At 65.2% G+C, this 13682-nt stretch carries 14 protein-coding genes; 4 read left to right on the forward strand and 10 right to left on the reverse strand.

Annotation, left to right across the window (positions count from 1 at the left end; all coding sequences use genetic code 11):
- The first annotated feature begins 26 nt into the window (after positions 1-26).
- Positions 27-1613 (forward strand): sigma-70 family RNA polymerase sigma factor, encoded by a 1587-nt coding sequence (locus SH602x_RS14750; protein WP_479467619.1) that lies wholly within the window; start codon positions 27-29, stop codon positions 1611-1613.
- Between the two features lie 133 nt (positions 1614-1746).
- Here SH602x_RS14750 and SH602x_RS14755 read toward each other — a convergent pair whose 3' ends face one another.
- The 9 genes from SH602x_RS14755 to mqnB form a co-directional block, all read right to left on the reverse strand.
- The gene (locus tag SH602x_RS14755) at positions 1747-2667 is read right to left on the reverse strand and encodes an NAD(P)-dependent oxidoreductase (RefSeq protein WP_479473030.1); all 921 of its coding nucleotides are present in this window, start codon (positions 2665-2667) and stop codon (positions 1747-1749) included.
- 440 nt (positions 2668-3107) lie between these two features.
- Positions 3108-3458, reverse strand: a complete 351-nt coding sequence (locus tag SH602x_RS14760; RefSeq protein ID WP_479473031.1) for a TerB family tellurite resistance protein — start codon at positions 3456-3458, stop codon at positions 3108-3110.
- 75 nt (positions 3459-3533) lie between these two features.
- Positions 3534-4499 (reverse strand): ABC transporter permease subunit, encoded by a 966-nt coding sequence (locus tag SH602x_RS14765; protein WP_479473032.1) that lies wholly within the window; start codon positions 4497-4499, stop codon positions 3534-3536.
- Positions 4496-5440 (reverse strand): ABC transporter ATP-binding protein, encoded by a 945-nt coding sequence (locus SH602x_RS14770; RefSeq protein WP_479473033.1) that lies wholly within the window; start codon positions 5438-5440, stop codon positions 4496-4498. The genes SH602x_RS14765 and SH602x_RS14770 overlap by 4 nt, the downstream gene beginning before the upstream one ends.
- A 173-nt stretch (positions 5441-5613) precedes the next feature.
- A complete protein-coding gene (locus tag SH602x_RS14775) occupies positions 5614-5970 on the reverse strand; it encodes a (2Fe-2S) ferredoxin domain-containing protein (RefSeq protein ID WP_479473034.1) in 357 nt (118 codons plus the stop codon).
- A gap of 51 nt (positions 5971-6021) precedes the next feature.
- The gene (locus tag SH602x_RS14780) at positions 6022-7092 is read right to left on the reverse strand and encodes a helix-turn-helix transcriptional regulator (protein WP_479473035.1); all 1071 of its coding nucleotides are present in this window, start codon (positions 7090-7092) and stop codon (positions 6022-6024) included.
- 249 nt (positions 7093-7341) lie between these two features.
- Positions 7342-8304, reverse strand: coding sequence for a 1,4-dihydroxy-6-naphtoate synthase (locus tag SH602x_RS14785; protein WP_479473036.1), 963 nt, complete (start codon positions 8302-8304; stop codon positions 7342-7344).
- On the reverse strand, positions 8301-9461 hold the full coding sequence (locus SH602x_RS14790) for a quinone-dependent dihydroorotate dehydrogenase (protein WP_479473037.1): 1161 nt from the start codon (positions 9459-9461) through the stop codon (positions 8301-8303). The genes SH602x_RS14785 and SH602x_RS14790 overlap by 4 nt, the downstream gene beginning before the upstream one ends.
- A gap of 14 nt (positions 9462-9475) precedes the next feature.
- Positions 9476-10141, reverse strand: a complete 666-nt coding sequence (gene mqnB, locus SH602x_RS14795; RefSeq protein WP_479473038.1) for a futalosine hydrolase — start codon at positions 10139-10141, stop codon at positions 9476-9478.
- A gap of 107 nt (positions 10142-10248) precedes the next feature.
- On the opposite strand from mqnB, the gene SH602x_RS14800 reads away from it, so the two are divergent.
- The 3 genes from SH602x_RS14800 to SH602x_RS14810 all read left to right on the forward strand — a co-directional run bounded on the left by SH602x_RS14800 (position 10249) and on the right by SH602x_RS14810 (position 13341).
- Positions 10249-10830, forward strand: coding sequence for a MiaE family protein (locus tag SH602x_RS14800; RefSeq protein WP_479473039.1), 582 nt, complete (start codon positions 10249-10251; stop codon positions 10828-10830).
- Positions 10831-11320: 490 nt separating this feature from the next.
- Positions 11321-12226 carry a UTP--glucose-1-phosphate uridylyltransferase gene (locus SH602x_RS14805; protein ID WP_479473040.1) on the forward strand — a complete coding sequence of 302 codons (906 nt, stop codon included), beginning with the start codon at positions 11321-11323 and terminating at the stop codon, positions 12224-12226.
- Between the two features lie 65 nt (positions 12227-12291).
- A complete protein-coding gene (locus SH602x_RS14810; RefSeq protein WP_479473041.1) occupies positions 12292-13341 on the forward strand; it encodes a mevalonate kinase family protein in 1050 nt (349 codons plus the stop codon).
- A 25-nt stretch (positions 13342-13366) separates the two neighbouring features.
- On the opposite strand, the gene SH602x_RS14815 is transcribed toward SH602x_RS14810, so the two are convergent.
- Positions 13367-13681 carry a hypothetical protein gene (locus SH602x_RS14815; RefSeq protein WP_479473042.1) on the reverse strand — a complete coding sequence of 105 codons (315 nt, stop codon included), beginning with the start codon at positions 13679-13681 and terminating at the stop codon, positions 13367-13369.
- Between the last annotated feature and the right edge of the window lies 1 nt (position 13682).

Consider the following 13682-nt stretch of genomic DNA (forward strand, 5'->3'; position numbering starts at 1 on the left):
ATTCGATTCGTTGCAGGAGCGCCCCCTTGTTCGACGCGTTGATCGATGACTTCGACGACGATACCGCCCGTGTCCACGAAGAAGACGATGCCTTCGTTTCGGACACCATCGTTCAGGATCGCCTTGACGACGACGACGAGGTCATGCTCGTCGATGCGTCCGACGACGACGCCGAAGTCGCCAAGAAGAAGCCGCGCGACGAAGAAGAGGAAGAAGAGTCGCTGCTGATCGACGACGGAGAGTCCTGGTCGGACGACCCGGTCCGGATGTATCTCACCCAGATGGGCGAGATCCCGCTCCTGACGCGGTACGAAGAAATCCAGCTCGCCAAGAAGATCGAGTACACCCGCCGGCGGTTCCGGACCAAGCTGCTCGAATGCGACTACGTCCTGCGCGCCGCGTACAAGGTGCTGAAACGCGTTCATGACGGCGAGCTGCCGTTCGACCGGACGGTCCAGGTATCTGTCACCGACGCCCTGGAAAAAAACCAGATCCTCGGTCGACTTCCCGGCAATCTGAAGACGCTGGCCGTCCTGCTCAAGCGGAATCGCCGCGACTATCGCATCGCCCTGTCGAAGGGCGAATCGATGGACCGTCGTCAGGCCGCCTGGCGTCGCCTGTCGTCGAGCCGCCGCCGCGCCGTTCGCCTGGTCGAGGAACTCGGTCTGCGTACGCAGCGGATCGAAACCAACATCCGCAGCCTGGAAGAGTTCGCCCGTCGCATCGAGTGGCTCCGTCGCCAGATCTCGAACGCCGCCCAGGAAAAGGCGTCCGATCGCGAGCTTCGCAAATGGAAGCGGGAGTACCGCTCGATCCTCCTGGCCACCCAGGAGACGCCCCAGAGTCTCTCGAACCGCGTCCGGTTTCTGAAGTCGGTCTACGGCGAGTACCAGCAGGCCAAACGCGAACTGTCGGAAGGTAACCTCCGCCTGGTCGTCTCGATCGCCAAGAAGTACCGCAACCGCGGCCTGTCGTTCCTGGACCTGATCCAGGAAGGGAACGCCGGCCTGATGCGGGCGGTCGACAAGTTCGAATATCGCCGCGGGTTCAAGTTCTGCACCTACGCGACGTGGTGGATTCGCCAGGCGATCACCCGCGCCGTCGCAGATCAGAGCCGCACGATCCGCATCCCGGTCCACATGGTGGAGACGATCTCCCGCGTGCGGAACGTATCGCGGCAACTGCTGCAGGAACTCGGTCGCGAGCCGACCATCGACGAAACCGCCAAGCGGGCCAAGACCACGGTCGACGAAGCCCGCCGCGTTCTGACGATGAGCCGCTTCCCGATCAGCCTGGATCGGCCGGTCGGCAACAGCGAAGACAGCCAGTTCGGCGACCTGATCCCCGACTCTCAGGCGGACAACCCCAGCAGCGGCGCCTCGCAGGAGATGCTCCGCAGCCGGATCGACCGCGTGCTGAAGTCGCTCAGCTATCGCGAACGGGAAATCATCAAGCTCCGCTACGGTCTGGGCGACGGCTACAGCTACACGCTGGAAGAAGTCGGCCACATCTTCAAGGTGACCCGCGAGCGTATCCGCCAGATCGAAGCCAAGGCCGTCCGCAAGCTGCAGCAACCCAGCCGCAGCCAGGAACTGGTCGGCTTCCTCGATTAGTTCGCCGGTCCGTGGCGACGATCAAAATCCGAAGGGCCGCGATCCTGTTCAGATCGCGGCCCTTTTTCGTTTCAATGCGAATCCGTGCTTCGAGACTCTTCGTCCGCCCGAAGCGTCCGCCCGAAGCGCCTGACTACTTCTTCCGCCCCTTCCAGTCGACGTTCGACAGCGTCGCGAGGGCGAGGTGCAGGGCGTGCGTGCCGAGGCGACCGTGGCCCTGGGCCTTCACGGCGATGTAGAGCTGGTGCGCCAGCGCGAGACCCGGCAGCGACAGGTTCATCCGCTTCGCCTCTTCGAGCGCGATGCCCATGTCCTTGATGAAGTGCTCGACCATGAAGCCGGGGTCGAAGTTGTCCTTCAGAATCCGGGGCGCCAGGTTCGACAGCGACCAGCTTCCCGCGGCGCCGCTCGACACCGATTGCAGCACGGTCTCCAGGTCGAGCCCCGCGCGGTGCGCGTACAGCAGCGCTTCGCAGACGCCGATCATCCCGGTCGCGATCAGGATCTGATTGGTCATCTTGGCGTGCTGACCGGCGCCGGGGCCCCCCTGGCGGACGATGGTCTTCCCCATCGCCTCCCAGCAGGGACGCAGCGCTTCGACGACCTGCTCGTCGCCGCCGATCATGATCGAGAGTCGCGCTTCCTTCGCGCCGACGTCGCCGCCCGAGACGGGCGCGTCGACGGCATGCACGCCCTTCGCCTTCGCCGCCTTCGCGATCTCCTCGGCCAGCGTCGGTCGGCTGGTCGTCATGTCGACGATGATCGCTCCTTCGCGACAGCCGGCGAGGATCCCCTCCTCGCCCAGCGTGACCCGCCGCACGTCTTCCGGAAAGCCGACGATCGAGAAGATCACGTCGGAACCGTCCGCGACCGCCTGCGGAGTGTCCGCCCACTTGGCGCCCTGGTCGAGCAGGCCCTTCGCCTTTTCTTTCGTGCGGTTATAAACCGTCGCGGAGAAGCCCTTGGCGATCAGGTGGCCGCACATGCTCGACCCCATGACGCCGGTTCCGATCCAGCCGATGCGGGTCTTGCCCGGTTCGACGACTAGGGCCATCGCGAGTTCCTTCGATCAAGCGGGGAGAGACGATCCAGCAGGGAGCGTCGCAGCATAACCAATCGCGCCGAAGCGCGTCACGCCCCCTGCACCGTCACCAAACGCCCGCTTGTCCCGCGGCGCCGCACAGAGAATTTCGCACGTCCGCTCGGCAAGCCCAGCGCTTTCCGGTACGGGATCGGCTGTACGGCGATCTCCCGGCGGGCGGCGATCGAAATCCGGGTTCGAATCGCGAGAGGACGGCGTGCCTCTACTGGGTTGTCCAGCCGTGCAGAGCCCCGAAAACGATTTCGACGTTGCGAGAGGATCCGTCACGAAGTCGCCGCATCGAAAGCGAACGGCCGTCTCCCGGAATACGACGATGTAGGTAGATGAACGAACCGCCGCCCGCTGCGCTGCTGGGCGAGCCAGCCGGGGCACGCCGGGGCGTGACGACGTAGTCACGTCGACTTCTTCAGCGTCCGATCGATCAGGTCCTTCAACTCGTCGTGGTCGAAGCCGAGGTTCGCGGCGAGGTCGGAGAAGATCAGCTTCTCCATGTCGTGCAGTTCGCCGTCGGCGGCCATGATCTTCAGAAGTTCGCTGAGCAGGCGTTCGGCCTCTTCGGGCGTCTCGGGCTTGGGCGAGGGATAGGCCGGATCGGCGGCGTCGGCCAGCGCCTGTTCCACGTCCTGGGCCGAGAGGCCCGACTTGTCGGCGAACGAGAGCAGCCGGCGGACTTCCTCGTCCGAGAACTTGCCGTCCGAGCCTGCCATGAAGATCAGGATCGAGAGAAAATCGCGCTTGTCCATGCGGGTCCGTCGAGTGGCGAGCGGAGGGCGTCAGCCGTCCGTGGAAAAACTGGGCGCTACGTCTCGATGCCAGGGTTACATCGGCGCCGGCAGATCGCGTACGTGGAAACGCCAGGCCCCCATTATGTAACCGGCCAGACCGATCGATAGCAGAATCGCGTCGAATCCCAGCGGTCCCAGGCCGTTCGTCCCGTCCATCGACGAATCGACGCGCACCGCCCAGAGAAGCTGCGGCGCGTCGGAGACGATCTTCACCAGCAGCTTCGGTTCGTAGGCGCTGAAGACGGAGAAGTATCCCAGCCACTCCGTCGTTTCGCTCGCCAGGCCGAAGGTCTTCAGCATCAGCGAGACGATGTAGGCCGACACGACGATTCCCAGCGTCCGCCAGCGATAGCGATCGAACGCCGAGACCGCCGCCGTGACGCCGGCCAGCATGAACCCCAGCGCCGCGAAGTTCCGGGCGCCGACGAAATAGTCCGTCGGGTCGACTTCGTCGCGGAGCGGGATCGTGACCTCCTCGACCCGGTCGAACGGCGTCGGAAAGGGAAGCTGGATCGGCAGCGGCGAGACGTTCCGCTTCTCCTGAACGCTGAACGACTCGATCCCGGCAGTCGTCCCCGCCAACGTCAGCCCGGCGAGCAGCGCCGTGCCGACCGTCGTGACCAGGGCGTGCGTGAAGAAGATCTGCATCCGGCTGACCGGCTGCGCGAGGAGCATTTCCATCGTGCCGCGGTTCAGTTCGCCGCTGACGACGTCCGACCCGCGGGCGATGGCCCAGATCGACAGGCAGAGCACGACGCCCGGCTCGTCGAAGACCAGCGAGATGCGACCCGTGTAGGTGATCAGCCACTCGAAGTCGACCGACGAAAACCGGCGCCAGTCGTTGGGCAGCAGCTCGATGATCTGTTGGAAGCGGGTCATCTCGACCCGACTGACGAACCAGACGCGGATCCAGCTGATCGCGAACAAGGCGATCGCGCAACCGCCCCAGAGGAGCGCCGAATCGCGGACGTTCTTTCGCAGCAGCGCGAAGTGGATCATGACGCCCCGCTCTGGGCGAGGTCGACCGCTTCGCCCGATGCTGCGGTCGCTGCGGCGCCGGCGATCGCGCTCTTACGCTGATGAAAGCGTTCGTAGACCGTATGCAGTCCGACCGGCTCGACCCGCACGTCGTCCGGCGAGAGCGTCGCCAGCCAGGGGAGCACGCGATTCAGTTCGACCGACGTTTCGAAGGCCAGGCTGTGCGGTCCTTCCGTCGGTAGCGGAATCGGATCGAACTCGCCGGGGATCGAGGGGAGGGGACCGGCGACGGAGAGCTTGATGCGGTGACGCGTGGCGAGTTCCGGCATCGACTGAACGTGAACGATCTCTCCGGCTCGCAGGATGGCCGCGCGGTCGCAGGCTTCTTCCACTTCAGACAGGACGTGCGAAGAGAAGACGACCGTCGTACCTGCCTGCTTCGCCTCGCGAACGATGTCCAGCATCTCGCCGCGAACGTTGGGATCGAGGTTCGCCGTCGGTTCGTCCAGCATGATGAGCGGCACCTTCATCGACAGGGCGATCGTCAGCGCCAGTTTTTGCCGCATGCCGGTCGACATGAACCCGACCATTCGCGACAGATCGAGATCGAGCCTTTCCGCGATCTGGTTCGCGCGCGAAAAATCCCCCTCCGCCCGCATACCAGAGAAGAATCTCAGGCACTCTTTCCCGCGCATGGAGCGATAGAGTCGCGCGTCGCCGGGCAGGTAGCTCAGCTTCCGCCGGACGGAGACCGACTGCGTGACGCAGTCGAGACCGAGGATTTTCGCCGTTCCGCTCGTGGGGCGAATGAACCCGAGCAGCATTCTGAGGAACGTCGACTTGCCGGCGCCGTTTGGCCCCAGCAATCCGAAGACTTCCCCTTCGCGCACGGAGAGCGTGCAACTTCGCAGAGCCTGGAAGTCGCCGTAGCGTTTCGCGAGTTCGATCGTTTCGACGACCAACGATTCTCCGCTTTAATGTCACAGGCGGCGCCGGGCTCCGCCATTCTTGAACCGCCGACGCTTCCTAACAATCCCCGGTCGCTGCGAGAGAATCGAGGAACGACCCTGAAGAAACCGCCATCGCCGCCGTCACGTCACGGGGAGCGAAGAGAACGCTTGCCCGGGTACGGTTCTCACGCAGGCTTGGCCGGACCTTTGCCTTTGGTGTTCAGCATCTCGTCGGGAATGTGCAGATCCTCGATCGTCTGGCCGTGCAGGATCGTCCGCTCGACGATGCGGGGAACGTCCTCCGGCGTAACGTGACCGTACCAGATCGCCTGCGGATAGATCACGACCGCCGGGCCCAGTTCGCACTGTTCCAGGCAACCGGCGGAATTGGCCCTGACCTCGGCCTTCAGACCCTGGCGTTCGATCTCCCGCTTGAACGCCTCGCGCAGGCGCTGCGAACCGTCGGGATCGCAGCAGCCGCGGGTATGCCCCGGCGCTCGCTGATTGCAGCAGACGAAGATGTGATGCGTGAAGGGAGCCATGCAGGTCGCAGTCCGAGGTCGTACGAAAGGTTCGCGAAGTCGGACGTCACGCTACCCCGCGGACGATTCTTCGACCAGCGCCGGGGCGGATTCGGGAACGACCGGCGCGGGACGCGAGTAAATCTCCTGCATTCGCTCGACCATCTCCCGGGCGGCGTCCCGGCAGGAGGCGGGTTCCAGTATCTCCGCCTCCCCGCCGAGAGCGAGGGCCTTGGGAATGATCTCCAGGTCGTGTCCCGCCTGCACGCGCAGCAGCACGCTGCCGTCGGGCAATTCCTCTGTCTTCTGGTCGGCCCGCCAGGGATCTTCGAGCACCCAGGGCGCCGCGCGCTTGCTAATCTTCAGCACGTATTCCCGCATCTCGGGAGCGCTGAAGATCCCCAGCCGCGAGCGGACGTACTCGTCGATCTCCTCGTGCGACCGCGGCTTGTACCACTGGTCTAGCGCCGTCGCCTTCTGGAACCGGTCGAGCTTCAGATTCACCATCGGCGCGGGCGTTCCGTCGGGAGTCGGATAGCCGCAGATGATGTAGAGCGACGACTGATACAGCGCGACGGCGTAGGGCTCGATCAGCTTCGTCGCGAGGGGCTTGCCGATCGCCTGATAATCGATCTCCACGACGCGGTGTTCGAGGATCGCCCGATTGATCGTCTTGATGATTCCCTGCTGCTCGGTATACGTCTTCGCGGGCGTGCCGAGGACGTACAGCACCTGGCGGTATTTCTGGTAGTGCTCCCAGACCGGCTCGGTCAGCTCTTCCTGGATGTTCTTCCAGAACGTTTCGATCCCCTGCCAGAAGACCGTCCCCATCAGCGGCGTGAGGAGATCGCGTCCGAGCGAGAGGGCGATCAACTCCGTCGCGGAGGCCGTGATCTTGTGGACGCCCTTGGTGCCGGGGCCGAGCTTCCAGATCTTGCCGCGCTGGCTGTCGTGCGAATCGACGTCGATGCCCGCCGCCTGGAGGGCCTCCAGATCGCGACGCACCGTCCGGTCGGACAGGCCCGACAGGCCCAGGTCATCGACGAGATCGTCGACCAGTTCCTGCAGCGTCTTGCCGAAGCGGGCCCGCTCCAGCAGTTGCAGGATCTTGTGCTGTCGAATCAGTTGCTCGTTGCGAGCCATGCGTCGGTTCCTTTTTCGCTCAGTCGAAACTCGAATCGACGAGACGATCGAGTATCCCAAAGAATCGGAAACTCGTGTCGCCGCATGCTCCACCAGCCGCGACAGCGTTCCGGCGCCGGCGCTCCGCTAGCGCCTGCGACCGAGAGACAGGATCGCGAGCGTCGATGACACGGGAGGTCGATGCGTGTACGGATAATCAGTAAATTCGTTCGAGACCGATCTTACCCGAAACAGGCGGCGAGAAGGGCTTCAGCGAAGAACCCGCAGCGGCGACCGACCGGCAGGGACGAGTCCCGCCGCGACCGCCAGGCGGTTCATTTCGGCGATCGCCCGTTCGCCTTCCTCGCCCAGATCGAGCGTCGCGTCGTTCACGTAGAGATCGACGTGAGCCCAGATCACGTCGTCGTCCAGTTCCTGCGCGAAGCGGCGCATCGAGGCGAGCGTTTCCTCGCGATGCGTCTGGGCGTGCTCGACCGACCGGCGGATGGCGTTCTGCACGCCGGACAGGATCTCCGGCGGCAGATCGAGCCGACCGAAGATGCCGCCGAGCGGAAGGGGCAGCTTCGTCTTCGCGTGCCACAGCGTGCCGAGATCGGCGATGCAGACCAGTTCCTGCTCGTGCCAGGTGAAGCGTCCCTCGTGAATGCAGACGCCGAGGTCGACGCGGCCGTCGCGAAGCGCCGGCAGGATCTCTGAAAAGACCGCCTGCCTCGGGTGATCGAGATCAGGGAACGCCGTCCGGAACAGGAACGTCGCCGTCGTGTAACGCCCCGGGCAAAGCGTTCGGGCCGAGCCCGGCAACGGCGTCGCGATCAGTTGCGGCGCCGCGTCGAACAACGGCGTCCGAAGAGCCAGATGCCGGGCGAGCAGTTCGTCGGAACTCTCGATCGTCGACGACGGCGATCGGGCAACCGATCCGAGCCATCGCTTCGCGAGATCGGGCGTCGCCAGGAGCAGCGGACCGTTGCCGTGCCCGAGCGCCGATCCTGAGGCGAAGACGCCGTATCGATCGGAGAGGTGCAGAGCCGCGTGGAAGCTTCCCTTGGCGACGTCGTATTCGCCGCGGAAGAGCCCCTCGTTGAGCTGCTCGACGTCGAGATAGTCGAAGTCCCATTCCAGCCCCGGCGTCTCGATCCGCCCCTCCATCAGCGCGTGGAAGGCGAACGTGTCGTTGGGGCAGGTGGAGATGCCGATCTTCAGTCGTCGCGTCACGAAGCGGTCCGTTGAAATGCGAAAGGGGAGGCAGCGTCGGAAGCGCCGGCGTCGATGCCCACGGCTTCGTGAACGTTCGCGAAGCCGTCGCGGCGCAGAAGTCTCGCCAGTTCCTCGGCGATGCGCCGGGTGACGCCGGGGCCTTCGTAAACGAGAGCTGTGTAGATCTGCACGAGCGACGCGCCCAGGCGGATCTTGCGGTAGGCGTCCTCGCCGGTGAAGACTCCGCCTGCCGCGATGAGGGCATACCGGCCGCGCGGCATGCGGCGATAGAGTCGTCGCACGCAATCGTCGATTCGGGCGGCGACCGGCCTGCCCGCGACGGCGCCCGGCCATGCTTTCCACACTCGCTCTGGCGTGGAGAGCTTCAGATCGGGCGGCTTTCCCGTCGGCAGATTGAAGCCGAACCCGTGGACGAACGGGAACGGATCGACCTCTTCCAGCAGCCGGTCGAGCGTCGCGTCGTCGGCGACCGGCGGAAGCTTCAGGAAGACCGGGCAGGCGACGCCGAGCGCCAGAAGGCGTTCCAGCAATCGCGTCAGCGGGCCGCGCTCGCCGAACAGATCCTTTCCGCCGACGGCATTCGGACAACTCAGGTTCAGCGTCAGGTAATCCGCCCGGGCGTGCAGCAGGGCGGCGCTCCGTTCGAAGTCGTGGAGAATTGTCGCTTCGTCGGCAGGAGGAGCGTCGGCGCCGCGGTTCGTGTTCACCAGGTTGATACCGAGCGGCAGGCACGGCTGATAACGGTCGATGCGGCTGGCGACCGCTACGGCGCCGTCGTTCGGCAGGCCGTAGTTCACGACGATCGCCTCGTCCTCCGGCAGGCGGAACAGGCGAGGCCTGGGATTGCCGGTCGATGCGTCGGCAGAGACCGATCCGATCTCCGCGAATCCGAAGCCGAGCGCCTCGAGCATCCGCAGCGCCCGACCGCTCTTATCCCAGCCTGCCGCCAGGCCGATCGGATGTTCGAACGAAAGGCCCGCCGCCTTGCAGGCGAGTTCGGGCGCCGAGCAGGCGAGACTCCGTTCGAGCAACGCCGGCACGAGGGGAAGGCGTCCCGCGACGCGACAGGCTTCGATCGTCAGCGCATGCGCCCGCTCCGGATCCATGCGGAACAGCAGCGGTCGAATCAGGGATCGGTAGAGGTTCGCCGGCACGACGCGCAGGTTTCCTAAGACTTGGCGTCGATTGAGCGGAAGAACGTCAGGATCTCGTGGCGTACCGCCTCCAGCGCCTCGTCGATTCGCCAGGCGCTGACATGCCGGTCGCCTGCGACGTTCGAGATGCCGCGGACCATCGCGAACTCCGATCCGAACAGTCGCGCGGAGAGAGCGACGCCGTAGCCTTCCATCTCTTCGATCGCCGCCCCGGGGTGAGCCTCCCGGCGACGCTTCGCGTGGGCCGCATCGCCCGACGCCGCGCAGACCGTTAGAGCCGCGATCCGCGAGACGTTCCCGTTTCCCTCGGTATCGGCCGCATGCAGCGTCCGCGCAGGAAGCGTCGTGCCGATCGAGTCGCCTTCGTCGTCCTGAACGATCGGAAAGCCGAGCTGTTCGACGGAGATGAAGGCGGCGCCTTCGCCCGCGCCGACGCCGTCGAGCGTCACCGCGTCGCACCAGTGCGCCGAACCGATCGGCACGATCCGCTCGTCGTAGTACGCGCCTGCGATCCCGGCCAGCAGCGCCAGATCGGCGCCGTCGCGTGCGAGAAGCTGCGCCGTGCGTGCGGCCGCCGCGACGGGGCCGAAGCCGCAGATCTCCGCCCGCTCCTGAATGTCGGGCGGCAGCGCCAGCCGGGCGAGTTCCATCCGCGTCGGCACGAGCAACAGAACGTCCATCGACGCGAACGGTTCGTGGGAGAGGCATCCTCGCGGAAAGCGCCGCCGAATTTTAACATGGGCGAAGTCATCCGTCGGTTCGGACGAGTTCGCCCCCGCGACTCCGCATGCCCATGCTTCATCTTCAGTCCGATACGTCCGAGCGCTGGCTGCGGCAGGTCGACGAGAATCTCGACGACGTGCTGATCGATCATGCGCACTGCGAAAAGAAGGCGGCGGCCTGTGCGCTTCAGCTTCTGAACGACTACATCACCGACCGGGCGCTCTGCGACGCGATGTCGGAGATCGTCAACGAAGAGCTGGAGCATTTCGGCCAGGTGCTCGACCTGCTCGAAAAACGAGAGGTCCGTTTCCGGATCATCCCGCCCAGCTCGTACGGCAAGCGGCTGCACGCGCTGATCCGCAAGGAAGAGCCGGGACGCGCGATCGACCGGCTGCTCGTCGCGGGCCTGATCGAGGCGAGGTCGTGCGAGCGGTTCTCGCGACTGCGGGAACATATTCAGGACCGGGAGCTGGCCGAGTTTTACGGTTCGCTGTTCGAGAGCGAAGCCCGGCACCACAGCGCCTACGTCCGACTCGCCAAACGCTTCGGTTCGGATGAAGAGGTCCGCGCCCGGCTGGACGAACTTTCGCGCGAAGAAGCGCGGATCATCGAGCAGGGCGACCCGTTCGCCCGGATGCATAGCTGAGCGACGGCTCCGGTGCGTGGCGTGCGTGCTATACGGTTTGCGATCGGCGCGAACGTTCGCCGAATCGATGCGAGAACCGCTGCGACTGGGGTGGCGCTGGTTGTCTCAACCAGCGTCCGCTCCGCGGATCGGAGGCCCCCGGGGCGCGTCGGAATCCTCGCAGCCGGGTTCGTCGAAGCTTTTTCTCGAAGTAGGACGGCGACCTTGTGCCAAATTCGTTCCAAGGAAACCGACGGGCTGCGCCCGCGCCGGTTGAGACAACCGGCGCCACCCAGGATTCGTCGCGTACCGCAAGTCGCCAGGTGATCTGGCCCCCGTGCTGCGACGCCTTTGAGAGGTCGTTCGCGATCCGTCCGATCCGCCTAACCCGCAAGGTCGGAACGCCTCGCCGGTCTCGTTCGACGATGGACGGAACGGCGTAAACGCGTCCAGCGTGGAGTCGACTAGAATCGTCGAATCTGCGTCCCCTCGCTTCTGAATATCCGCCGCCGTGTCGCATTCCGAGATCGATCTTGCCGTGGTTCCGGTGGCGGGCCTGGGCACCCGTCTGCTGCCGGCGACGAAAAGTCAGCCGAAGGAGATGCTCCCCGTCGGACGCAAGCCCGTCGTGCAATACGTCGCGGAGGAACTCGCGCTGTCGGGGATCCGGCGGCTGCTGTTCGTGACCGGCGCCCGAAAGACGCAGATCGAGAACCACTTCGACGAAGACGGCGAGCTGCTGCGGCTGCTTCGTACGACCGGCAAGGAAGAACAGCTTGCCGAGCTGTCGTTCGAGCGGATGAAGATGGAATACTTCTACACGCGTCAGCGCCGGCAGCTCGGCCTCGGCGACGCGATCCGCTGCGCAGAACCGCTCGTCGTGGATCAGCCGTTCGTGGTCGCGCTGGGCGATTCCATCATCGGCCTGCATGCGAAGTCGGACATCGTCCGCCGGATGCGGGAACTCTTCGTGCAGGAGAAGGCGGGCGCGATCGTCGCGTTCGAGCAGGTTCCGCGGAACGAAGTCGATCGCTACGGCGTCGCGGCGCCGAAGGGCGCAGCGGGGGACGTCTTCGAGCTGGCCCGGATCGTGGAGAAGCCCTCCGTCGCGGACGCTCCGAGCGATCTGGCCGTCGCCGCACGGTACGTCTTCGATGCCGAGATCTTCGAGCACCTGCGCTCGTTGCCGCCCGGCAAGAACGGCGAGATTCAGCTCACCGACGCGATCCAGCGCCTGATCGAAAGCGGACGCAAGGTTCTGGGCGTGCGGCTAGGACCCGAAGAGCGTCGCTTCGATATCGGCAACTACGAAAGCTACTTTGAAGCCTTCCTCGAGTTCGCGCTGACCGATCCCAAGCAGGGGAAGAGCCTGCGAAGCTTCGTCCGCCGCTGGCTCGAAGAACACGGCGACGATTGAGGCAACGTTCTTCCTCGCTCCTTCCACGCTCGCAACGCCTCGTCCGCCGCTCGGCCCGCTGATCTATGGATATCGTCCGCGAATACGGTTATGCCAGGCTCGGCCTGCTCGGCAATCCGTCGGACGGTTACGGCGGCAAGACGATCTCGCTGCTGATTCGCGACTACTTCGCGCAGGTCATCCTGTACGAGTGGGAAGAGTTCGAACTGGTCCTCAGCCAGCAGGACCACTGCCGCTTCGATTCCATCGACGGCCTGATCCAGGACGTCCGCACGCAGGGCTACTACGGCGGCATCCGCCTGGTGAAGGCGGCGGTCAAGAAGTTCTTCGACTTCTGCCGCAGGATGAGCGCGGAGGGCGTGGCCGGGTACGAACTGCACGATCGGAAGTTCTCCGTCCGGTACGAGTCGAACATTCCCCGCGCGGTCGGCCTCGCCGGTTCGAGCGCTATCATCGTGGCGACGATGCGGGCGCTGATGCGGTTCTACGGCGTGTCGATCCCGCTGCCGCTCTTGCCGACGTTGATTCTGAGCGTCGAGACGGAAGAGCTGCGGATCGCCGCGGGCCTGCAGGACCGCGTGATCCAGTCGTACGGCGGACTGGTCTACATGGACTTTCATCCCCGGTCGCAGAAGTTCCTGCACGGCATGACGCACGGGCTGTACGAGCCGCTGCCGCTGGATCGGACGCCGCCGCTGTACGTGGCGTTCGCCGCCGACGCGGGCGAGCCGACGGAGATCTTCCACAACAACTTGCGGGCGCGGTACGAGCTGAAGGATCGCGAAGTCGTCGACGCGATGGTGAAGTTCGCCCGCTTCGCGGAAGAAGGTCGCACGGCCATTCTGAACGGCGACCACGTCCGCCTGCACGCGCTCATGAACGAGAACTTCGACGTGCGGCGCTCGCTGGTGAAGCTCCCTCCGCGACATGTCGCGATGGTGGAGGCCGCTCGCGCCGTCGGCGTCAGCGCGAAATTCGCCGGCTCGGGCGGCGCCATCGTCGGGACGTACCCGGACGAGGAGACGTTCCTCGCGCTGAAGGAACGTCTCGCCGCGCTACCCGGGTGTCCCTGCCGGGTCTTCAAGCCGACCCCGGCGACGCTGGAGTCGCTGTAGCGCTCGGCACGACCGGCGCGCGTGGCTACTCCGACGCTTTCAGCTTCTCCAGCGTCTCGAGAAGCAAGACGCTCCGCACTGCGGTCGCGAGTCCGAGGGGCGTGTGCGTGGTCCGCTCTTCGAACTCCGACTCGATCTTGTTCATCTGCCGGATCATGGCAGTGGCGACGCCGACGATCATCGGTTCGCCGTCGACGATCGCCGTGACGGGCGCGCCGCTGTCGCCGCCGAAGTGGGAGTAGTCGATCAGGATCGAGCCGCCCACGGTCGGACGGTTCAGCGGATAGCTCGCGATCGACCCCTTGCGCAGGATCGGAAAGCCCGCGTCGTTCGATTCCACC

The sequence above is a fragment of the Lignipirellula cremea genome, assembly GCF_056501455.1.

Bases quoted from the DNA above. Each gene is read 5' to 3' on its own strand.
- mqnB (WP_479473038.1), bottom strand. From the start codon at position 10,141: ATGGACGTTCTGTTGCTCGTGCCGACGCGGATGGAACTCGCCCGGCTG.
- SH602x_RS14765 (WP_479473032.1), bottom strand. From the start codon at position 4,499: ATGATCCACTTCGCGCTGCTGCGAAAGAACGTCCGCGATTCGGCGCTC.
- SH602x_RS14760 (WP_479473031.1), bottom strand. From the start codon at position 3,458: ATGGACAAGCGCGATTTTCTCTCGATCCTGATCTTCATGGCAGGCTCG.
- SH602x_RS14775 (WP_479473034.1), bottom strand. From the start codon at position 5,970: ATGGCTCCCTTCACGCATCACATCTTCGTCTGCTGCAATCAGCGAGCG.
- SH602x_RS14780 (WP_479473035.1), bottom strand. From the start codon at position 7,092: ATGGCTCGCAACGAGCAACTGATTCGACAGCACAAGATCCTGCAACTG.
- SH602x_RS14800 (WP_479473039.1), top strand. From the start codon at position 10,249: ATGCCCATGCTTCATCTTCAGTCCGATACGTCCGAGCGCTGGCTGCGG.
- SH602x_RS14810 (WP_479473041.1), top strand. From the start codon at position 12,292: ATGGATATCGTCCGCGAATACGGTTATGCCAGGCTCGGCCTGCTCGGC.
- SH602x_RS14755 (WP_479473030.1), bottom strand. From the start codon at position 2,667: ATGGCCCTAGTCGTCGAACCGGGCAAGACCCGCATCGGCTGGATCGGA.